This is a genomic window from Pseudomonas danubii (assembly GCF_042980055.1).
GTDB classification, from domain to species: domain Bacteria; phylum Pseudomonadota; class Gammaproteobacteria; order Pseudomonadales; family Pseudomonadaceae; genus Aquipseudomonas; species Aquipseudomonas danubii.
The window spans coordinates 6,352,411-6,374,302 of the sequence record NZ_CP116502.1 but is presented as its reverse complement, the minus strand read 5'-3'; the positions used below and the strand labels follow the sequence as shown (position 1 = coordinate 6,374,302).

19 protein-coding genes and 1 tRNA gene are annotated in these 21,892 nt (G+C 62.1%); all 20 read left to right on the top strand.

Going from position 1 to position 21,892, the window contains the following annotated elements; translation table 11 throughout:
• Nucleotides 1-96: 96 nt before the first annotated feature.
• The 20 genes from ybgC (at nt 97) to nadA (ending at nt 21,878) form a co-directional block, all read left to right on the top strand.
• Nucleotides 97-564, top strand: a complete 468-nt coding sequence (ybgC, locus tag PFZ56_RS28665) for a tol-pal system-associated acyl-CoA thioesterase (RefSeq protein ID WP_102860558.1) — start codon at nt 97-99, stop codon at nt 562-564.
• On the top strand, nt 554-1,249 hold the full coding sequence (tolQ, locus tag PFZ56_RS28660; RefSeq protein ID WP_011063016.1) for a protein TolQ: 696 nt from the start codon (nt 554-556) through the stop codon (nt 1,247-1,249). Before ybgC ends, tolQ begins: the two co-directional genes overlap by 11 nt.
• 13 nt (nt 1,250-1,262) lie before the next feature.
• The gene (gene tolR, locus PFZ56_RS28655; protein WP_011063015.1) at nt 1,263-1,715 is read left to right on the top strand and encodes a protein TolR; all 453 of its coding nucleotides are present in this window, start codon (nt 1,263-1,265) and stop codon (nt 1,713-1,715) included.
• Entirely contained in the window at nt 1,715-2,776 is a 1,062-nt protein-coding gene (gene tolA, locus PFZ56_RS28650) for a cell envelope integrity protein TolA (RefSeq protein WP_102860559.1), read from the top strand. Before tolR ends, tolA begins: the two co-directional genes overlap by 1 nt.
• 17 nt (nt 2,777-2,793) lie before the next feature.
• Nucleotides 2,794-4,074 (top strand): Tol-Pal system beta propeller repeat protein TolB, encoded by a 1,281-nt coding sequence (gene tolB, locus PFZ56_RS28645; RefSeq protein WP_170001676.1) that lies wholly within the window; start codon nt 2,794-2,796, stop codon nt 4,072-4,074.
• A gap of 53 nt (nt 4,075-4,127) precedes the next feature.
• Nucleotides 4,128-4,625 (top strand): peptidoglycan-associated lipoprotein Pal, encoded by a 498-nt coding sequence (gene pal / locus PFZ56_RS28640; RefSeq protein WP_003227510.1) that lies wholly within the window; start codon nt 4,128-4,130, stop codon nt 4,623-4,625.
• A gap of 6 nt (nt 4,626-4,631) precedes the next feature.
• Complete coding sequence (gene ybgF, locus PFZ56_RS28635; protein ID WP_102880688.1) at nt 4,632-5,453, top strand: tol-pal system protein YbgF; 822 nt, start codon at nt 4,632-4,634, stop codon at nt 5,451-5,453.
• A gap of 167 nt (nt 5,454-5,620) precedes the next feature.
• Nucleotides 5,621-6,268: a 7-carboxy-7-deazaguanine synthase QueE gene (queE, locus tag PFZ56_RS28630; protein ID WP_102860562.1), complete on the top strand. Its 648-nt coding sequence runs from the start codon at nt 5,621-5,623 to the stop codon at nt 6,266-6,268.
• Between the two features lie 28 nt (nt 6,269-6,296).
• Nucleotides 6,297-6,971, top strand: a complete 675-nt coding sequence (gene queC, locus PFZ56_RS28625; protein ID WP_170001732.1) for a 7-cyano-7-deazaguanine synthase QueC — start codon at nt 6,297-6,299, stop codon at nt 6,969-6,971.
• Between the two features lie 63 nt (nt 6,972-7,034).
• Nucleotides 7,035-7,110, top strand: a tRNA-Lys gene (locus tag PFZ56_RS28620).
• 450 nt (nt 7,111-7,560) lie between these two features.
• Entirely contained in the window at nt 7,561-8,799 is a 1,239-nt protein-coding gene (locus tag PFZ56_RS28615) for an aspartate aminotransferase family protein (protein ID WP_170001678.1), read from the top strand.
• 21 nt (nt 8,800-8,820) lie between these two features.
• Nucleotides 8,821-11,691 (top strand): AMP-binding protein, encoded by a 2,871-nt coding sequence (locus PFZ56_RS28610; RefSeq protein WP_170001680.1) that lies wholly within the window; start codon nt 8,821-8,823, stop codon nt 11,689-11,691.
• Nucleotides 11,692-11,701: 10 nt separating this feature from the next.
• Nucleotides 11,702-12,637 carry a DMT family transporter gene (locus PFZ56_RS28605; protein WP_102880684.1) on the top strand — a complete coding sequence of 312 codons (936 nt, stop codon included), beginning with the start codon at nt 11,702-11,704 and terminating at the stop codon, nt 12,635-12,637.
• Entirely contained in the window at nt 12,638-13,105 is a 468-nt protein-coding gene (locus PFZ56_RS28600; RefSeq protein WP_102860567.1) for a GNAT family N-acetyltransferase, read from the top strand.
• A 112-nt stretch (nt 13,106-13,217) separates the two neighbouring features.
• Nucleotides 13,218-14,426 carry a Coenzyme F420 hydrogenase/dehydrogenase, beta subunit C-terminal domain gene (locus tag PFZ56_RS28595; protein ID WP_262379331.1) on the top strand — a complete coding sequence of 403 codons (1,209 nt, stop codon included), beginning with the start codon at nt 13,218-13,220 and terminating at the stop codon, nt 14,424-14,426.
• Complete coding sequence (locus PFZ56_RS28590) at nt 14,423-15,766, top strand: 3-phosphoshikimate 1-carboxyvinyltransferase (protein ID WP_170001686.1); 1,344 nt, start codon at nt 14,423-14,425, stop codon at nt 15,764-15,766. The genes PFZ56_RS28595 and PFZ56_RS28590 overlap by 4 nt, the downstream gene beginning before the upstream one ends.
• Nucleotides 15,766-16,776, top strand: coding sequence for a zinc-binding alcohol dehydrogenase (locus tag PFZ56_RS28585; RefSeq protein WP_170001688.1), 1,011 nt, complete (start codon nt 15,766-15,768; stop codon nt 16,774-16,776). The genes PFZ56_RS28590 and PFZ56_RS28585 overlap by 1 nt, the downstream gene beginning before the upstream one ends.
• A gap of 4 nt (nt 16,777-16,780) precedes the next feature.
• A complete protein-coding gene (locus PFZ56_RS28580) occupies nt 16,781-19,849 on the top strand; it encodes an AMP-binding protein (RefSeq protein ID WP_170001690.1) in 3,069 nt (1,022 codons plus the stop codon).
• Nucleotides 19,846-20,487, top strand: a complete 642-nt coding sequence (locus PFZ56_RS28575) for a thioesterase domain-containing protein (protein ID WP_170001692.1) — start codon at nt 19,846-19,848, stop codon at nt 20,485-20,487. Before PFZ56_RS28580 ends, PFZ56_RS28575 begins: the two co-directional genes overlap by 4 nt.
• Before the next feature lie 332 nt (nt 20,488-20,819).
• Nucleotides 20,820-21,878 (top strand): quinolinate synthase NadA, encoded by a 1,059-nt coding sequence (nadA, locus tag PFZ56_RS28570; RefSeq protein WP_102860573.1) that lies wholly within the window; start codon nt 20,820-20,822, stop codon nt 21,876-21,878.
• The last annotated feature ends 14 nt before the right edge of the window (nt 21,879-21,892 follow it).

Below are 21,892 nucleotides of genomic sequence, written 5' to 3'. Positions count from 1 at the left end.
AGGGACTGGCGTCGTTAAAACTTCACGAAAAGTCGTTCAAGAATGAAAAAACAGTTGCCTGGCCGGATTGGCAACCTGAGGAGTAAGCACTAGAGTATGCGCGCGCAAAACGGGCTTGAGCCGTTCGCACATCGTTGTCGCGTTTATTACGAGGACACCGATGCTGGCGGCATCGTGTATTACGTTAATTACCTTAAGTTTATGGAGCGGGCTCGAACCGAGCGGCTACGACACTTGGGCTTTGCCCAATCGCAGCTGGCAGGGGAGAACCTGTTATTCGTCGTGCATTCCAGCGAAGCGCGTTATCACGCGCCGGCGCGACTGGACGACGAGCTTCTGGTCAGTGCCCAAGTCACCGAATTGAACCGGGTCAGCCTGCGCTTCACTCAGCAGGTCAGGCGATCCACGGATAATGCGCTGCTCTGTGAAGGGCAGTTTTTGGTGGCCTGTGTGCGCGCCGACACTTTCAAACCCCGCGCCATTCCAGACGCTCTGCGTACGGCCTTTGCCGACGAGAGCAGCGCGGGTACACACTCAGAGCAGGAGATAAAGCGTGGAAGCTAACGTCGTCGACCATTCCTCCATGTGGAGCCTGGTCAGCAATGCCAGCGTTGTAGTGCAGTTGGTAATGCTGACCCTGGTTGCCGCATCGGTGACTTCATGGATCATGATCTTTCAGCGCAGCAACCTGCTGCGCGCCGGTCGACGTGCCCTGGAGAGCTTCGAAGAGCGCTTCTGGTCCGGTATCGACCTGTCCAAGCTGTACCGTCAGGCGGGCAGCAACCCTGACCCGGATTCGGGCGTAGAGCAGATCTTCCGTGCCGGTTTCAAGGAGTTCTCCCGTCTGCGCCAGCAACCGGGCGTCGATCCTGAAGCGGTCATGGAAGGCGTTGCTCGCGCCATGCGTGTAGCGATTTCCCGCGAAGAAGAAAAGCTCGAACAGAGCCTGCCGTTCCTCGCCACCGTCGGTTCGGTCAGCCCGTACATCGGTCTGTTCGGTACTGTCTGGGGGATCATGAACTCCTTCCGCGGCCTGGCTCAGGCACAGCAAGCGACCCTGGCCACTGTGGCCCCGGGTATCGCCGAAGCCCTGATCGCTACGGCCATCGGCCTGTTCGCGGCCATCCCGGCGGTGATCGCCTACAACCGTTTCGCCGCTCGTGGCGAGACGCTGATCAGCCGCTACTACACCTTCGCCGACGAGTTCCAGGCGATCCTGCACCGTAAAGTGCACACCAGCGAAGAGTGAGCAGGTAAACCCAATGGCCCGAGTTCGCCACAAACGCAAGCCGGTTGCCGAGATGAACGTGGTGCCCTACATCGACGTGATGTTGGTACTGCTGGTTATCTTCATGGTGACCGCGCCGATGCTCAACCAGGGCGTGAAAGTTGATCTGCCCAAGGTTTCCAGTGAAGCCTTGCCCCAGGACAACAACACCCAGGTACTGACCATTTCGATCAAGGCTGACAAGACCTACTACTGGAACCTTGGCAGTGAAGTCGACACCGAAAAGCAACAGGACAAGGCGATGACCTTGCCGCAGATGACCGACGCGGTGACCAAGATCATCCGTGCCGGCAACGAAGGCGGCAAACACACCCAGGTGTTCATTCGCGGTGATAAATCCGTCGACTACGGCGCCGTGATGGGTGCCATGGGCGGCCTGCAGAAAGCCGGAGTCGGTAACGTTGGCTTGATTACCGAGGCGCCCTGATGCACCAACAGCGAGAGCCGTCCGCCTCGGAAAGCTACTTCTGGCCTAGTGTCTGGGCAATCGCCCTGCACGTGCTGGTGTTTGGCATGCTGTTCGTCAGCTTCGCTATGACCCCGGAATTGCCCCCGGCCAAGCCGATCGTCCAGGCGACCCTGTATCAGCTGAAATCCAAGAGCCCGGCGACCACCCAGACCAATCAAAAAATTGCGGGTGAGGCGAAGAAATCCGCCGCGCGTCAGACCGAAGCCGAGCAGTTGGAGCAGAAGAAGGTCGAGCAGGAAGAGATCAAGGCTGCGGAACAAAAGAAAGAAGAGGCTGCTCAAAAGGCCGCGGAAGCGAAAAAGGCCGATGAAGCCAAGAAAGCTGACGAGGCGAAGAAGGCTGATGAAGCCAAGAAAGCTGCGGAAGCCAAGAAGGCTGAAGAGAAGCAATTGGCTGATGTAGCCAAGAAGAAAGCCGAAGAAGAAGCCAAGAAAGCCGCTGAAGAAGAGGCCAAGAAAAAGGCCGCTGAAGAAGCGAAGAAGAAAATCGTCGAAGACGCGAAGAAGAAAGCCGCGGAAGACGCGAAGAAGAAAGCTGAAGCTGACGAGGCGAAGAAAAAGATCGCTGAGGATGCGAAGAAAAAAGCTGCTGCCGACGCCGCGAAGAAAAAGGCCCAGGAAGCAGCGCGCAAATCTGCCGAAGAGAAAAAGGCTCAGGCCCTGGCAGACTTGCTATCCGATACGCCGGAGCGTGAAGCCACGAAGTCGGATGAGGTGGGGGACAGTGTCGCGGGCAGTTTCGATGACCTGATTCGTATCCGTGCAGCGGAAGGCTGGGCTCGTCCTCCTTCGGCGCGCAAGGGCATGACGGTGGAACTGCGGATCGGCATGTTGCCTGATGGCACGGTGACTACGGTTAGCGTGATCAAGTCCAGTGGTGATGGTCCGTTCGACGCCTCGGCGGTGGCGGCAGTCAAGAACATTGGGCGTTTGACAGAAATGCAGGGTTTGAGTCCGAAGGACTTCGCTCCCTATCGTTCATTCAAGATGACATTCACACCTGAGGATCTAGCCTTGTGAGAAACCTTCTTCGAGGAATGCTTGTCGTTATTTGCTGTATGGCAGGGATAGCGGCAGCGGATGAAAAAAACATTCTGGTCACCAGCGGCAGTGATCGGGCCACTCCGATCGCGGTAGTGCCGTTTGGCTGGCAGGGCGGTAGCGTGCTGCCGGACGACATGGCGCAGATCATCGGTGACGACCTGCGCAACTCGGGTTACTACGCACCTATCCCCAAGCAGAACATGATCAGCCTGCCGACCCAGGCCAGCGAAGTCATCTTCCGTGACTGGAAAGCCCTGGGCGCGCAGTACGTGATGGTCGGCAGCATTGTTCCAGCGGGCGGTCGCCTGCAGGTGCAATACGCACTGTTCAACGTCGCCACCGAGCAGCAAGTGCTGACCGGTAGCGTGTCGGGCAGCGTCGATCAGTTGCGTGACATGTCGCACTACATTTCCGACCAGTCCTTTGAAAAGCTCACCGGCATCAAGGGCGCGTTCTCGACGCGCCTGCTGTATGTGACGGCTGAGCGCTTTTCGGTGAACAACACCCGTTACACCCTGCAGCGTTCGGACTACGACGGTGCGCGGGCCGTGACTCTGTTGCAGTCCCGCGAGCCGATTCTGTCGCCGCGTTTTGCACCGGATGGCAAGCGCATTGCGTACGTGTCGTTCGAGCAGAAGCGTCCGCGCATCTTCGTCCAGCACATCGACACCGGGCGCCGTGAGCAGATCACCAACTTCGAAGGCTTGAACGGTGCACCTGCCTGGTCGCCTGATGGCAGCCGCCTGGCATTCGTGCTGTCCAAGGATGGCAACCCGGATATCTATGTGATGAACATGGCATCCCGGCAAATCAGTCGTGTCACCAGTGGCCCGGGCATCAATACCGAGCCGTTCTGGGGCAAGGATGGTTCCACCATCTATTTCACATCCGACCGTGGCGGCAAGCCGCAGGTCTATAAAAGCAATATCAACGGTGGTGGCGCCGAGCGTGTGACCTTTATTGGTAACTACAACGCCAACCCGAAACTTTCTGCTGACGAAAAGACCCTGGTAATGATTCACCGCCAGGATGGTTTCACCAACTTCCGGGTGGCGGCTCAGGATTTGCAGCGCGGTAGCGTAAAAATCCTTACAGACACCAACCTTGATGAGTCAGCTACTGTTGCGCCCAACGGCACCATGGTAATCTACGCCACCCGCCAGCAGGGCCGGGGAGTCTTGATGCTCGTGTCCATTAATGGACGTGTGAGGCTCCCGCTTCCTACCGCTCAAGGCGAAGTCAGAGAACCGTCCTGGTCCCCTTACCTGAACTGACGCGGCGCTACAATGTTTCACTTAACACACTGGGGTTCATTAGGAGTTTCACGATGGAAATGTTGAAGTTTGGTAAGTTTGCTGCGCTGGCTCTGGCCATGGCTGTGGCTGTAGGTTGCTCCTCCAAAGGTGGCGACAACGCCGGCGAAGGCGCTGTTGATCCAAACGCTGGTTACGGCGCTAACACTGGTGCTGTTGATGGCTCCCTGAGCGAAGAAGCTGCTCTGCGCGCAATCACCACCTTCTACTTCGAATACGACAGCTCGGACCTGAAGCCAGAAGCCATGCGCGCTCTGGACGTTCACGCCAAAGACCTGAAAGCAAACGGCGCTCGCGTTGTTCTGGAAGGCAACACCGACGAACGTGGTACTCGTGAGTACAACATGGCTCTGGGCGAGCGTCGTGCGAAAGCCGTTCAGCGCTACCTGGTTCTGCAGGGCGTTTCCCCTGCACAGCTGGAGCTGGTTTCCTACGGTAAAGAGCGTCCAGTTGCTACTGGCCACGACGAGCAGTCCTGGGCTCAAAACCGTCGCGTCGAACTGCGTAAGTAATTCGTCATGCGAACGTGCCGTCGTGCTGTAACTATTTTGGCTCTCAGTCTCACGCCGCTTGCGGCGTGGTCTGCGGTTCCTGTGGTCGATAACAACTCCGGCTATAACAATAGCGGGAGCAGTTATCCGCCAGCGGGTTATGGCACGAACGGCGCCTATGCCGGGGGAGGGGTTTCGACCCCTGTCTCGGCACAGGGCGAGCTGTTCCAGCAACTGCAGCAAATGCAGGAGCAGATTGCACGCCAACAAGGCGTGATCGAAGTTCTGCAAAATGATGTAGCGCGCATGAAGCAAGAAAGCCTGGAGCGATACCAGGATCTTGATCGGCGAATAGGAAGCGGTGTTGCACCTGCCGCGACTCCTGAGAATTCTTCTACCGGTGGCGATAGCAATGCCGCCGGTGCCGCCGGCGCTGCTGCCCAGGCACCAGCTGCCAGCAGCGAACCCGGTGATCCGGCCAAGGAAAAGCTCTATTACGATGCTGCCTTCGACCTGATCAAAGCCAAGGATTTCGACAAAGCCAGCCAGGCTTTCTCGGCATTCCTGCGCAAGTACCCCAACAGTCAGTACGCCGGCAACGCCCAGTACTGGCTGGGTGAAGTGAACCTGGCCAAGGGCGATCTGCAAGGCGCAGGTCAGGCGTTCGCCAAGGTTTCCCAGCTGTATCCCAAGCACGCCAAGGTGCCGGACTCGCTGTACAAGCTGGCTGATGTAGAGCGCCGCCTGGGTCATACCGACCGGGTCAAAGGCATTCTGCAGCAGGTGGTAGCCCAGTATCCGGGCACTTCCGCCGCTCAGTTGGCACAACGGGATCTCCAACGCATGTAAATGCGTTGGCGGCCGTTACAAGAAACCCGCACTTGCCGCGGGTTTTTTCGTTAGAATCCATGCCCTTTTTTCTGAAACACGCTTCCTGGGATCTGCGCGATGGCGGGGTTCCTTGAAGTGCCTGACGGAGGCGGACAGCCTGTTTAGCTGTTACGCCCGTGGCGACTATGCAAGACACATTGAGAATCACCGAAGTTTTCTACTCGTTGCAGGGGGAAACTCGGACTGCCGGGCTGCCCACGGTTTTTGTGCGCCTGACCGGTTGTCCGTTGCGTTGCCAGTACTGCGACAGTGCCTACGCCTTCAGCGGCGGCACCCTGCGTACTCTCGACAGCCTGCTGGAGCAGGTTGCCGATTTCCGTCCGCGTTACGTCTGCGTCACCGGCGGCGAGCCGCTGGCCCAACCCAATGCCATTCCCTTGCTCAAGCAGCTGTGCGATGCCGGTTATGAAGTGTCGCTGGAAACCAGCGGCGCCCTGGATATTTCGGCCGTGGATCAGCGCGTCAGTCGGATCCTTGATCTGAAGACGCCGGGCTCCAAGGAAGCTCATCGCAATCGCTACGAGAACATCGAGCTGCTGACCGCCAACGATCAGGTCAAGTTTGTCATCTGTTCCCGCGAGGACTATGACTGGGCCGTGTCCAAGCTGATCCAGTACGGCCTTGAGCGACGTGCCGGCGAAGTGCTGTTTTCGCCGAGCCACCACGACCTGAATGCACGGGACCTGGCGGACTGGATCGTCGCTGACAACCTGCCGGTACGCCTGCAATTGCAGCTGCACAAATACCTTTGGAATGATGAGCCGGGGCGCTGACATGACTGAGCAAGCACAGAACCAAACCTTGACCGAAAAACGTGCAGTGATCCTGCTCTCCGGTGGCCTGGACTCGGCGACCGTGGTGGCTATGGCCCGCGCCGAAGGCTACCGCTGCTACACCATGAGTTTCGATTACGGCCAGCGCCATCGTGCCGAGTTGCACGCTGCCGAGCGCGTGGCGCGGGATCTGGGCGTGGTGGAGCACAAGGTGATTGGCCTGAACCTCAACGGTATCGGCGGCTCGGCACTGACCGACAGTTCCATCGATGTGCCGGAAACTCCCGGTGAAGGTATTCCGGTGACTTATGTGCCGGCACGTAACACCGTATTCCTGTCCCTGGCCCTGGGCTGGGCGGAAGTCCTGGAGGCGCGGGATATCTTCATTGGCGTCAACGCCGTGGATTACTCCGGCTATCCGGATTGCCGTCCCGAGTTTGTCGAGGCGTTCGAGCGCATGGCCAATCTGGCGACCAAGGCCGGTGTCGAAGGGCAGGGCTTCCGTATCCAGGCGCCTCTGCAGAACCTCAGCAAGGCCGAGATCATCAAGGCCGGGGTGCGCCTGGGAGTGGATTACGGGCTGACGGTTTCCTGCTACCAGGCGGACGACAGTGGGCATGCGTGCGGTAAATGTGACAGCTGCCGTCTGCGTGCGGAGGGCTTCAATGCAGCCGGTATCAGCGATCCAACACCTTATTTTTGATTTTTTTCACATAGGGTGTTGAATTCCCGTTAGAAATCAGTATTATACGCGCCACCACACAGCGGGTCGTTAGCTCAGTTGGTAGAGCAGTTGGCTTTTAACCAATTGGTCGTAGGTTCGAATCCCACACGACCCACCATATTTGGCGGTTTAGAAAATCCGGAAGGCCCACGAAAGTGAGGATTTCCGGGTTTTTTTTTGCCTTGCAAAAACGTCCCTGCCGCGCTGCGATGGTTCAACTCACCAGCTCCCCCCACGACTCAAAGCCCCGTGTTTCTGTAACGACTGGCCTTTTGCCGGTAGCCCGACTCCTCCCTAAAAACCTTGATAAATTCAGGGGCTTTATCTGAATTCCCACTTTTTTTCAGTGGTTATCGCTTTAAATTCGAAATAATTGCGGGTCTCGTTGACAGTGCAAATGCCTCCCGCGTAAATCTTGCCGCCATTGCCGACAGGGGTTGCGTCCCTGGCAAGGAGAACACGTACCAGGGTCGGTAACTTCGCAACCAGCAGGGCTTTGCCCTGCCTGCACGAATCTGTCCCTGAGTATGTGCGTGAGTCACAAGCCCGGCTTACTCAAGGTGACAGGATGTTCACAGAAGCGGTTGCAATATCCGTTAAGCGCAGCGCCCCCTCCAGCCCTTCCGTTGTTCGTGGCAAGGGATGCTTTCTTTACGATGAGCAGGGCAAATCCTTTCTCGACATGTCCGGTGGCAGCGGCGCCGCCAACCTGGGTTATCAGCGCGATGACCTGGTCGAGGTCCTCAAACGTCAATCCGAACTGCTGATTCATACCGGCTGGAACATCGACAACCCGCAGCGCCATGAAGTGGTGGCCAAACTGGAGGGCCTGGTGCCCTACGCGCAAGCTTCGGTGTTTGCCGCGGTCACCGGTGCCGAGGCGATCGAGGTAGCGCTGAAAATCGCCCGCGCCGCGACCGGACGCCAGGGCGTGATGTATTTCCACAACGCTTTCCATGGCAAGACCCAGGGCGCGTTGTCGGTGACTTCCAATCGCAGTTTTCGCAAGCACCTGGCCGGTAGCGACAGCCTGCAACTGACCGCCCTGGCCCTGGATTATGATGCCGACCAGGACCCGGCCAGAGCCGCCTTGTGGCGCGAGCAACTGGCCGAGGATCTGCGCCAGGCGCATCAGGCCAATCGCTTGCCGGCGGCGCTGATCATCGAACCGATCCAGGCGGCGGAAGGCATGTACCCGGTGCCCCTGGCGTTGCTCGAAGCGATTGTCGAACTGGGCAAGACCTTCGGCGTGATCACCATCTTCGATGAGATCTACACCGGTTTCGGTCGCACCGGGACCCCATTTTTCAGCAACCCGCAGCTACTGCCGGACTTGCTGGTCCTGGGCAAGGCCCTGGGCAACGGCCTGCCGATTTCTGCAGTGGTGGGCCGCCCGGAGTTGGTGGACTGCCTGGGGTATGCCGAGCACTCCTCCACCTTCACCTTGATGCCCCTGGCCTGCGCCGTGGCCTCCAAGGTGCTGGACATCTACCACCAGGAGCAACCTTGGGAGTGGGCGGCGAGCAACGGCGCCTATCTGCGCCAGGCCCTTGAGGAACAGGGGGGGCAGGATGCACGGGTGGTCAATGTGCGCGGTCGCGGCCTGATGCTCGCCTTCGATTTCGAGGGCCAGGGTCAGGGCGGTGATGTACTGGCCCTGCGCAACCGCCTGCTGGAGCACGGCGTGATCGTGCGCACCGGCGGACGCAATCCGGCGACGGTCAAGCTGACCCCGCCACTGAGCATCTCCCGGCAGGAAATCCAGGCATTCATGCAGACGCTGCAGGGCGTTTGCCGCTCCCTCTAATAACAACAAGGCAGGGATATCATGTTGCAGGCTTTTGCTCGCATGGCGGGTACCGATGTTGCAGGAATCATTGATGTCCAGGGCAGCCTTGGTTTTGCCGAGCTAGACCAGTTGCGCGAGGCCTTCAGTGCCGAATTGGAAGGGTTGCAGCAGCCGGTGGTGGCGTTGTATGCCAGCCATGGCCGGGCCCTGTATGCGGCGCTGATCGCGGCCCTGTCCAGCGCCCGGCGCGTGGTGTTCATTGACCCGGCGAGCAACCTGGACGAACTGGCGCCGGTGCTTGAGCGCCTGGGCGTGAACCTGATCCTCAATGGCACAACCCGGCCCGGCGCGCAACTGAGCGCCCCCTTGCCGGTACTCGACCTGCTGCAGCTGCAGCCCCGGCCCGCAGCCCCTGGCCGTGCATACCCGCTGCGCTGCCAGGAGTACGTGATCTTCACCAGCGGCTCCACCGGCGAGCCCAAGGCCATAGTGCAGCGCATCGAGGCCCTGGGTCGGCACATCGACAACTACATCGGCTATGTCGGTATCGGCCCCGGGCAGCGTGTCCTGCAACTGGCTTCCGCTGGCTGGGACGCCGGCCTGATGGACATCTTTGCCAGCCTGAAGACCGGCGCCACCCTATGCAGCCTCAATCCTCGGGAACATGACTTCGCCGCCGTCGAGGCAATGATCGCCGAGCACGACATCGACGTGCTGCACATGACCGTGCCCTACCTGCGAGCCTTCTACAGCGACGCCAGCGCCACTTACGCCCGGCCCAAGCGGTTGGTGATCGGTGGCGAGATCATCCACCCCTCGGACATCCAGCGTTTCAACCAGGCCTTTGCGCCAGGTTCGCAATTGTTCAACGCCTACGGGCCGACCGAGTGCACCACCGCGCTCTACGCCAGGATCGATCAGGGACAGACTCTGCAGGACCCGACCTGGGCCCTGGATCGCCCGGTGGAGGGTGTAACCCTGGAGATTGCCCAGGAGCCGGGGCAGCCCTATGGCGAGGGCGTGGGTGAATTGCTGCTCTATTCCTCCCTGATTGCCCGGCGCCTGGACCCGGCCAGCGGGCTGATCGTCGAGCTGACCCAGCCCAGCCCCATGGACCCGCAGCGCCCGTGCTATGCCACCGGCGATCTGGCGTGCCGCCTGCCTGATGGCGCCATTCGCCTGCTGGGGCGCAAGGACTCCATCGTCAAGGTCAACGGGCAGAAGGTCAGCCTGGTTCAGGTGGAGTCGGAGCTCAAGGCCCTGGCCCAGGTGCAGGAAGCCTGCGTGATTGCCCATCAGGCGGGGGATAACGTGGCCCTGGTGGCCTTTGTCATTGCCCGCGACGCCAGCCTCGACGAAGACCTGCTGCGTCAGGCCGCCAGGGCCGCGCTACCCGCGCACAGGGTGCCGGCGCGGTTCATGCTGGTGGAGCGTTTCGCCCTGAACCGCAATAACAAGATCGACCGGCAAGCGCTCGCGCAACTGGCCGCCAGTGCCATGGCACCAACGTCAACAGAGGCCGCATCGGAGCCTTTGTGGCAGGCCATCGGCCAGGTGCTCGGCGGGCAGAGTGCGGACCCGGCCAGGAGTTTTATCGACAATGGCGGTGATTCGCTGCGGGCCTTGCAGGTGGTCGCCACGCTGAAGAGAAAAGGTCTGGTGCTGGACCTGGAAGAGCTGCTGTCGGATCAGGCGCTGGGGCAGTTGCAGCTTCTGCCAGCGAAGGCCAAGGCCCGTCCCGGAGTTTCCCGAGCACAGGCCATTGGCTTGCCCAATCGGCGTTTTCTGCTCAGTCGCGGGATCAGCGACCTGGACCACTGGAACCAGGCCCTGGTGCTGGATATCGCCGAAGGCGAGGAGCCAGGGCGGGTCAGCCAGGCGTTGCGGGCGATATTCAGCCATCACTTCATCGAGCACGGCGTGCAGGACCTCGGCTTGCTGCCCGCCACGACGGACCTGCAACAAGCCGTGGCCCAGACCTGCGCGACCATCTCCCTGAGTCAGGGGCAGCACTTGTGTTTCAGTCAGCAACAGGACGCCGATGGCCACCACCTGATCATTGCCGGGCATCAGTTCCACGTCGATCGGTACTCCTGGATGCTATTGGTTTCCGAGCTGGACGAATGCTTGGTACGGGGCCTGGAGTGCATGCAGCGCTGGGCTCGGCCAACGGCTTTCGAAGAGTGGCAGCAGACCTACCAGCGTGAGCATGCCGCTGCTACCCATGAGGCGTTCTGGGAGGCGCTGCCGTGGAGCCGCTGCGGGGCGTTGACGGAGCAGCCGCCCGAGTTTCCCCGGCGCGAGGCTTTTCGTCGTGTCGAGCTGTCGCTGGGGCCGGTCGGCGACCTGCCGCAGTGGGCCCAGGGCGTTGCCGAGACCAGCCAGCTGTTGCTGGCGGCGATTCTCCGTGCCATGAGCCAGGGCGACGACAACCCGTTCCAGAAAGTCCATGTGCTGGATCACGGCCGGGCCCTGGACAAGAGTGGCGCCGAGCTCAACAGCGTGTTCGGCTGGCTGACAGTGATCTACCCCCTGGTGTTGCAGATCACCAGCCTGGACCTGCAGGCGATTGCCGGCGCAATCAAGGCCAGCCAGCAGGCCAGCCAGGGGATCGCCCACAGTTTCGGCAACCGCTATTTCGCCACGCCCGAGGCCGAGCGGCTCAAGGGCCTGTTCGATTGTGGCTACAGCTACAACTTCCTCGGCGCCGTGGAGAACCAACCCGGGGCCCGGGTCGGCGTGCATCCCTTGAGCCTGCAGTTGATGCAGGGCAGCCCCAGCCATCACCTGGAGTTCACCGGCTACCTGGCTGCGGGCGAGCTGTTGCTGAAAATCGATTACGACCCGCAGGTCTTCGGCGCCGAGCGCCTGGAGTCGTTGCTGAGCGGAATCGTCACTGCCTTGAACTAGAGAAACCTCCATGAACGCCATGCCCGATAACAACAAGAAACCTCGTTCACTGGTTGCCGTGCTGATGTTTCTCGGTTGCCTGCTGATCTGGTCCACCAACTGGATCGCCATCTCCCTGCAGGTGGAGCGCAGCGACGTCGGCTCGTCGCTGATGCTGCGCTTCCTGATCGCCTATGGCGTGCTGTGGTTGTGGCAACGGCTGTTCGCTGGCCCCCGGCAACCGGTGGCACGCAAGGCCTACCTGCTGATGGCCACGGTGGGGGCGGTGTACTTCTATGCCGGCATTGGCCTGGCCTACCTGGCCACTGCCTACCTGGGCGCTGCGCAGATGGCCTGCCTCAGCGCCTTCGTTATTTTCTTCATCATCGGTCTCAAGCGGGTGTTCCTGCATGTGCCGGTGGCCTTGCACAACCTGCTCGGCGCAGTGGTGTGCATTGCCGGGCTGGGGGTGTTCATGCTTGGCGATCCGGGACGGCCGCTGTCGCTGGCTGGGGTGGCTCTGGGGCTGACGTCCTTTCTGGCGGTGGCCATCGCCTCGGTGCTTTCCGAACATATCCAGAAGACCTTCCAGCTCGGCACCCTGCACATCAACAAGGTCGCGTCCGGCTGGGCCTGCGCCCTGTACGCCATCAGCCTGCTGCTCAGCGGCCAGGGGCTGCAACTGCCCGCAACCCTGGCCGACCTCGGCATCCTGCTGTACCTGGGGGTGGTGTGTTCGGCATTGGTGTTCGTGCTGTTCATCGACCTGATCAAACGCATGGGCGCCGAAAACGCCGGCTACGTCGGCGTGCTGTACCCGATTGGTGCCAGCTACCTGTCGGCGTGGCTGGGGGAGACGCCCCTGAGCCTGCACCTGATGCTCGGCAGCGCCCTGGTGATGCTGGGCAGCCTGATCAACTTCAAGTTTCGCTACCACCCCGCCCCCAAGAAAGTGGAGTTCAGCTGAATGAGCAATGTACGGATACGCCAGGCAACCACGGACGATCTGATCGGTATTTTCGAGGCCCACCGCAACTCGGTAGAGCGCCTGTGCACCTCTGAATACAGCGATCAGCAGATCCGCATGTGGCTCGATGGGCGCTCGCCGGAAACCTACCGCGAAGCCGTGGAAAAGGGCTTGTTGTGGCTGGCCGAGGGCGAGCAGATCGAAGGTTTCGTCGAGCTCGACGGCAACGAGATCAGCAAGTTGTTCATGCGTGGCGACGGTGCCAGGCGCGGTATCGGCAGCCGCTTGCTGGAGGTGGCACTCGCTCGACTGCGGGCCAGCGGTGCCCGCTCCGCCTACCTGGAGGCGACCCTGACGGCCGAAGGCTTCTATGCCCATCACGGCTTCCAGAAGATCGGCGAAGGTACTTTCAGCCGAGGCAACAGCCCGGTCTCCATCGAAATCATCAAGATGGAACGCCCGCTTTGAGCTGACCGTCAGCGGCCACTTCAGCACTGCAGGTTCTGCCCGCTCCTGATTCGCAGGGGCGCGGCCGGCTGCACCCGGAAACGGCACACGAGGCTTGTCCAAGATGACAGGGATGTTATTGAAACTAACGGTGCTCGATCAGAATCTGTGTGCCGGTTGCGGCGCCTGTGCCCTGGTGTGTCCAGAGCAACTGATCAGCTTCGACCCGGATCGGGTGGTGCCTTTGCTGGAGGGCATCGGCGACAGTTGCGGGAGTTGCACCGAGTGCCTGGCGGTGTGTCCGGGGTTGCAGCCGGATACCGATCGCGCCGAGCTGGAGTTGTTCGGTCGTACCCGCCGTGCCGATGAGCGCTGGCTGGGAATCAGCCGCCACGCCATCGGCGCGCGCTCCACCGATCCGCAGATTGTCCGGCGCTCGGCCAGTGGCGGCACCGCCACCACCTTGTTGCTGACTGCTCGGGACCACTTCGCCGTGGACCTGACCCTGACCATGGGCCGTCACCCCGAGCAGGGCTGGCGCAGTGCCCCGCAGCTGGGCAGCGCCGCACAGGCGATCATCAACAATGCCCAGTCCACCTACCAGTTGGCGCCTTACCTGAATGCCCTGCGTGAAGTTTACGAACAGCAGCCCAAGGCACGCATCGCCCTGGTGGGGCTGGCTTGCCACGTGCAGGCGATCCGCAAGTTGCAGCGTCGGGACACGGCCATCGGCCACTGGGCTCGCAGTCAGATCGTTTGTGTGATCGAGACCGCCTGTTCCTCCAACACCTTGCCGGCCGGCACCCGCAGCATCATCAGCGAAGTGCTGGGGCAGGACCCGCAACAGGTCCGCGGCATCAAGTACCGCGAAGGCGATTACCCCGGGCGCCTGCAAGTCACCCTGCTGGACAGCCAGACCTTCGGCATCGATTTCTGGGAAATCCTCGGCAAGCTCAAGGACAACAAGACCTTTCGCTGCCTCAGTTGCGGTGACTGGATGAGCGGGCTGGCCGACGTCAGCGTCTGTGACGGCGACCCGAACATTTTTGAAGCCAGCCTCAACGGCTCCCAGGAGCAGAAACACGGCCGTGCGCTGATCCGTACCGACACGGGCCAGGCCCTGGTGGACAGTGCCATCGCCCACGGCCGGCTGGAAAGCTGGGGCGTCGACCTGAGTGGCTTCAACCTCGGCCTTGAACGCAAGAAGAACCGCCGGCGCTTCTACGAAACCCAGCCGCTGGTGCTGCCCGCCGGCCCCGGCGTGGGCGACTCCTTCGACGACGAAGCGCTGGTGGACGACGCCGAACTGATCAACCCCGCCAAGTACAGGAGTACCCCATGATCGATTATCCGGACCGGCCCATCGATTTCACCCTGGACCGTGAACATCAGGTCTGGGCCAACATCGACGACTACTTGCCGTCGGACAAGTCCATCAGCCACCGGATGATCCTGTTCGCTGCGCTGGCTCGGCACCCGGTGCGCCTGCGGGACTTGAACCGGGGCAAGGCGGTGACCCTGTTGCTCGATGCCCTGCAGCAACTGGGCCTTGAGGTCACGCCGGGGCAAGCGCCACAGACCCTGGAGATCAGCGGTGAGTTCGCCCAGGCAACCCATGATCGGCGGGTCGACCTGGGGCCCTCCAGCGCTGCGGCGCGGCTGTTGATCGGGATGCTGGTGGGGCTCAATGTGCCGTGCATCGTCGACGGCGACGAGACCCTGCGCAATCGTCCCTTCGACTGGATCGTCGAGCCCTTGAACCAGATGGGCGCCCACCTGGAGTACCTGGGCCGACCGGGAGCGCTGCCAATCCGCATTCATCAAGCGTCGTTTCAGGGCGGTGCGGCGCAGATCCGGATTGGCAGCGCCCAGGCCATCAGTACCTTGCTGTTCGCCGGGGTCGCGGCACGCAAGCCGATGTCGATCCGTTACCCGGTGGTGGCCCGGGATCACACCCAGCGCATCATCAACAGTTTTGGCGACTGGCTGCAGGACGAACAGCTGCAGATCCACTATCAGCCCCGCGACTGTGCAATCCCCGCCGAGATCAGCGTTCCCCGCGACCCGTCGGCCATTGCCTATCCTGCGGCGTTGTTCCTGCTGTGCAACCGCCACCAGGAGCAGCAATGCCTGAGTTTCGACAACCTGTGCCTGAACCCGACGCGCCTGGGCTTCTTCAACTGGCTGCTGGCCTGCGGCTTCAACCTGACACTGGAAGTGGACAGCATTCGCCATGGCGAGCCGGTGGGGCGTCTGCTACTGCGCGGTGGTGGCCAGCCCAGGGCTCACGACTTGCGCGACAAGCACCAGTTCCACGCGATGATCGACGAGGTGCCGCTGGCCCTGGCCATCAGCTGCGTGCTGCCGGGAAGTGCGACCTTCAGTGACCTTTACGAACTGACCTTCAAGGAGTCGGACCGGATCGCCGCCACCCGCAGCATGCTCAATGCCCTGGACCTGGACTATCGGGTCGAGGGCTACGACGTACAGGTGTCGGGTGGGCAGACACCGCGCGTGCAGGGGGCGATCCCGACCTTCGGCGACCATCGCCTGTCGATGACCGCCCATGTGCTACTGCTGGCCCACGGGCTCAAGGCCACCATCCTCGAAGGGCATTGCTACCAGACTTCCTTTCCAGGGTTCGCCCAATGCCTGGATCGCCTGACCGGACGGGAGGCCTGATGCGCGCCGATCGCTACACACTCACAGCCTGTGGCGCCGATGGCGTGATCGCCGTTGAGGCGCCGCTCGCCGCACTGGCGGCCACCGAAGTGCGGGTGGCGGTGGACTATTCCATGGTCAGCCCGGGGACCGAGCGCCACTACCTGCAGCAGGTCCGCGAGATGGGCGAGCAGTTGCCGCTGGGCTATTGCGCGGTCGGGGTGGTTCACGCAGTGGGGGCCAAGGTTGCAGGCTTGCAACCGGGGGACCGGGTGGTGGCCATGGGCTGGAAGATCGCCACCCATTCCAACTGGATTCAGGTGCCGCAGCGCCTGGTGTGCAAGGTGCCGCCATCACTGACTCAGGACCAGGCGATTCTCGCCACCCTGGGCGCCACGGCCGTGCATGCGGTGGACCGTGTGCAATTGCAGGCGGGGGAACAGATCCTGGTGGTGGGCATGGGCCTGGTGGGCAAGATGCTCGGCCTGGTGGCGGCCTGTCATGACGCGCAGATCTGGGTGGCCGACCTGAACCCGGCCGCCATCGATCCGGGCCTGCCGGTGCGGGTGCTCGACCTGCTGGCCGAGCCTGGGGCGATGGCCGGGCGCTTCACCCGGATCTTCCTGTGCATCGATGGCGATATCAGCGCCTTGTTTCCGCGCTTGCTGGCCCTGCTCAATCCGGAGGGTAACGGGCAGACCCGTTCGCGGCTGGTGAATGTCGGGCGAGTCAGCCTGACCCTGGAGCTCTCGCCGCAAATGGGCAACATCGACATCGTCAACGTTTCCCGCTGCGGCAACGGTTATCGCGACGACGCTTACCATCATGGCCTCAAGAACGTGCAGTGCCCGGTGGGGGAAGCCAGTGTGGAGCGCAACATCACGCGCTGCCTCGACTATCTGGTGGCCGGCAAGGCCTGGCTGGAGCACTTGCAGCGAGTCGAGATGAATCTGGACAAGGCGTTGCAGACCTACAACTCAGAGGCGTTCTTCGCCCCTGGAATCAACCTGATCAAGCACAGGGACGATTAACGGCATGGGCCATCTATCTATTGCTTCGCGCCTGGATGAAGTCTTCGCTCGCCACGCCACGGACACCGCGCTGAGCTGCAACGGCGCACGGCTCAGCTACCGAGAGCTGGAGCAGCGCTCGGCCGCTGTGGCGGCGCGGCTGCTGGGCCTCGGCCTGTCGCCGGGCAGCACCCTGGGTCTGGAGGTGGAGCGTTCGATCGAGCAACTGGTGCTGCTGGTGGGCATGGTCCGGGCAGGCCTGTCGTACTGCTATCTGGACCGCAGCAATCCGCCCCAGTGGAACCAGTCGGTCTGTGAGCGCAGCGGCGTGCATTGGCGCATCACTCAGGAGGCTGCCGGTGGCCCCGGGTATCTGGCACTGGAGCCATTGCTGGCGCCGACGGACGAGCGGCCGTGCTGGCCGCACCTAACCGGTGCCGAGCCGGTGTACGTGAACTTTTCCAGCGGCACTACTGGCGCACCGAAGATCATTCCCTGCACCCATCGCGGGGTGTTGGGCTTTTGCGACCGCCCGCGACACTTTCCGTTGCAGCCGGGTTTTCGCATGCTCTATGCCTCGAACCTGACCTTCGATGCCTCGCAGTTCGAGATCTGGACCGCGCTGCTCAATGGCGGCGAGCTGCATATCCATGTCCCCGGTCCACTGACCCTCGGGCACCTGCGGCGTTACATCCATGACGCCGGGGTCGACAGCCTGTGGCTGACCTCGACTCTGTTCAACACCTTCATCGACATCGATCGCGACTGGCTGCGGGGTGTCCAGCGGCTGATGGTCGGCGGCGAGGTGCTGTCCGCGGGGCATATCCAGCAGGCCTATGCCGCCGCCGACGGGCTGACGCTGTACAACGGTTATGGCCCCACGGAAAACACCATGGGCACTTGCGTCTATGCCATTCCCCGGGACTTTGACAGCACCCGGGAGATTCCCATCGGCCATGGCGTGGACGATGCTGTCTTGCTGCTGGTGCGGGCCGACGGGCAGGAATGCGATGTGGATGAGCCCGGTGAATTGCTGATTGCCGGAGATGGGCTGTCCCCCGGTTATCTTGGGGACGCGGCGCTGACCCGGGAGCGCTTCATCGAACGGCCGTGGCAGGGCCAGACGCTGCGTTGCTACCGCAGCGGTGATCTGGTTTCCCGCGATGGCCAGGGGCTGTATCACTTTCACGGCCGCAGCGATGACCAGATCAAGTTGCGTGGCCAGCGCCTGTCGTTGACTGAGGTGGCTGCGGCCTTCAAGCGTTATCCGGGAATGCTCGACTGTGCGGTGCTGCTGGATGATCGGGGGAGCGAGGCGCAGTTGCTGCTGGTGTACCTGGAAGCCCCCGGTGTCGAGCCTGGGGCGCTGGCCGAGTATGGTCGGCAACGCCTGCCGCCGTTCATGCTGCCGCAGCGCTTTGTCGGGCTTGAACGCTTTCCCCTGCGGGCGTCCGGCAAGCTGGATATCGCTGAACTGAAGCAGCGCCTGTGCGGCGAGCAGCGGCCCCGGGACGTGGACGATTCGGCAGCGGGGCGTTTTCTCGCGCGCTTTGGCGTGTTGGCTCATGACCGTCAGCGCAGTTTCTTCGACAACGGAGGCAACTCACTGGGGGCAATCAAGCTGGTGGATACGGTGAACCGGCACCTGGGCCGGGAGGGCCTGGGCCTGGAGCAGTTCTACCGCATGAGCAGCCTGCAGCAGTTGCTGGACTGGCTGCAGGCGCAGCCCGTTTTGGCGCCGTTGCTGGAAAGGGGCACCGAGCAGTACTACGTCACGCCGCTGCAGCAGGAGTCGCTGTCCGAAGCCCATGCAGGGTTTTCGATCAACAGCCACCTAGGGCGTTTTGCCGTGGTCCGCGCCACCTCCGCCAGCCAGGCCCGGGAGGTGTTGCGCAACGTTCCCGAGCCGTTGCAGGCGGCTGGCGACAGTCGCTGGATCGGCCTGAACAAGAGCCAGCTGTCGATGGTGTATGCCGAGCTGTTGCACAAGGACCTGCGGGCCAACAACGTGCTCTATCTGTTCCGGCCCGAGCAGTTGCCGGCCGCCGGGCTGGACCTGGCGACGCTGGCCCAGGGGCTGAAGCAGCGTTATCCGCTAGCGGGCTGTCGAGTGGCCCGGGTCGAGGGCGAGTACTGTTTCGACCTGGCTCCCGAGCCGCCGGCGCGCCTGTGGCTGGACGCCGTGGCGGAGTTCCCCAGCCAGGAGGCCTGCGTGGAACACTTCCTCCAGCGGCCGCTGTCGTTGTTCGAACAGGACCTGTGCAGCCTGTTCAAGGTGCGCATCGACGGCGTCCTGCACTTGGGGCTGTGGCTGCATCACATTCTCGGCAACCACGTTGGACAACTGAGCCTGCTGCGCAGCGTTGAGCAGTTGGCGCAGGACCCGCAGTTGATAGCGGAGGGGGCGGATTTTTCCTTTATCGGTAACAACCTGATGCAGGTCGAGGACTATGAGCGCCTGGCAGATGGCGGCACCGAGGCCTGGGAGCAGGAGGCCGAGGAGTATGCGCCGCTGGCCGATGTCGTAGCGCCAGTGGCCACCGCCCAGCCGGTACAGATGCGGACGCGGTTGGCCATGGACCCGCTGAAGCTGGCCTCGCCACAACGTCTGTTCCACCTGTTGCAGGCGTTTCGCCAGGGCTGCGTCGGGGGACTGGGAATTGAGGCGCCGATTGTCAATCTGCTGTTCGCCTGGGCCGAGCAGGCGGTGATCAGCGGTTTCTCCACTTACACCGTGCCGGTGCCGCTGACACCGGAGCGATTTGCCCAGGGTTGCGAGCCGCAAGCCACCATGGACTACCTGAATGCCAAGCTGGCCCGAGCGGCGCTCGGCTATGAGGAGATACTCGCTGCGCTGGGCTTGTATGGCTTTGCCCCGGCGTTCCTGTGCAACTTCGTCGAGCTGCCGGCCAGTGATGCACAGTGGCTGCAAACCCGGATCGCCAACCCGGTCACTGAGTGGCCCAAGACCCTGCTTGACCTGACGGTGGTCAAGTCGCCCCAGGGCTGCGAGGTGCTGCTCAACAGCTATTTGCCAGAGCCGCAGGCCCGGGCCTTCCTTGAGTCTTTTGTTGCGGCGGGGGAACGGCGATGAAACTGATCTGCTTTCCCGACTTTGTCGGCCATCCGATCTGTTTTTCCGCCCTGGGGCGGGCGCTCAAGGGGCGGGTGTCGCTGGTGCAGGTCAACTACAGCGACTACTGGCCCTATTCCAGTGTCGGCGCCCTGGCCCGAAACATTGCCCAGGAGCACGACCTGAATACAGTGGACGCGGTGCTGGGTTACTCATTCGGCGCCTATGTGGCCGCTTGTTGCGTGGCACAGCGGGGCCCGGCGAGTGCGCCGCAGCCCGTATTGCTGGTGGACCCGCCACGGCTGTCCGAGCTACGAGGACTGGCCCCGGCCGCCATTGCCCAGCGCCTGGAAGCCGACCCGCAGTACGCCTATATCGACGACCTGGTGGATGCACAGTTGGTCAGCCGCGACTGTGTCCACGGCAATATCCTGCTGCTCTCTGAGTGGCAGGCCGTGTCGCTGAAGGGGCGCGCGGTGGATGTGCTGCTATCTGCTGGCCGCAGCGCCGAGGCGCTGGCCCAAGGCTTGGGCCTCGATCCGGCCCAGGACAATCGCTACTGGCGGGATGAGCGGAGTCACCATGCTTCAGTGATCAACAGCCCTGATGTGGCGACCTGGCTTCTGGATCGCACTGCCCTGCCGCGAATCGCTTGGTGAGCGGTTGTGGGTTGTTCGAGGCGGGTGAAGTTCCCGTCGGGTCCTTCCTTGCATCTCCTGGTGGTGCATGCCGGACCGGGGTTGGGTAGTGTTCGGCCCGACCGACGGTCCAGGCGCGTCTTGAACGCGCCCCGGGGCAGATACGGAGCCGGCGGGGCAGGGCGTGGCTGTTGGGCAGAATAGGCTTTTGAATACCCTGGATATTCTGTAGCCTTGCGCGGCTCCAATGCTGTCCGTACCTGATGAACTCACTCTCCCGGCGGGGCCCTAAGCGGTCCGGAGCCGGTGGTATACTCGACTTTCGCGCCCAAGCGCCTGCAGGTCTTGCGAACATGACGCAAATTTCTGAACGCCTTCTGGTTCAAGCCCACCTCGACGCCAAGCAGCCCAAACCCTTGAGCGCTGAGCAAGAGGCCCATCTGCGTACCGCCATCGCTGCCGAGCTCAAGGCTCAGGATGCGGTGCTGGTTGCACATTTCTATTGTGATCCGGTGATTCAGGCCCTGGCCGAAGAAACCGGTGGCTGTGTTTCCGACTCCCTGGAAATGGCGCGCTTCGGCAATGCCCATCCGGCCAAGACCGTCGTGGTTGCCGGTGTCCGCTTCATGGGGGAAACGGCGAAGATTCTCAATCCTGAAAAACGCGTGCTGATGCCGACGCTGGAAGCCACTTGCTCTCTCGATCTGGGTTGCCCGGTGGATGAGTTCTCGGCTTTTTGCGATCAGCACCCCGAGCGTACCGTGGTGGTGTATGCCAACACCTCGGCAGCGGTCAAAGCCCGCGCCGATTGGGTGGTCACCTCCAGCTGCGCCCTGGAGATCGTCGAAAGCCTGATGGATAACGGCGAGAAGATCATCTGGGGGCCGGACAAGCACCTGGGTACTTACATCCAGCGCCAGACCGGTGCCGACATGCTGCTCTGGGACGGTGCATGCATCGTTCATGAAGAGTTCAAGTCCAAGCAACTGGAAGACATGAAGGCGCTGTACCCAGAGGCGGCGATCCTGGTGCACCCGGAGTCCCCCAGTTCGGTGATCGATCTGGCTGACGCGGTTGGCTCCACCAGCCAGTTGATCGCGGCCGCGCAGCGCTTGCCGAACAAGACCTTCATCGTCGCTACCGACCGCGGCATCTTCTACAAGATGCAGCAGCTGTGCCCGGACAAGGTGTTCATCGAGGCGCCTACTGCCGGTAACGGCGCGGCGTGCCGCAGTTGTGCCCATTGCCCGTGGATGGCCATGAATACCCTTGAGCGCACCTTGCAGTGCCTGCAGCAGGGCAGCAACGAGATCCATGTGGACCCGGCGCTGATCCCTAATGCGGTTCGGCCGCTTAAGCGCATGCTGGACTTTACCCAGGCGGCGCGGATGAAACTGGCGGGTAACGCCTGATCGGTTTTCTCCCG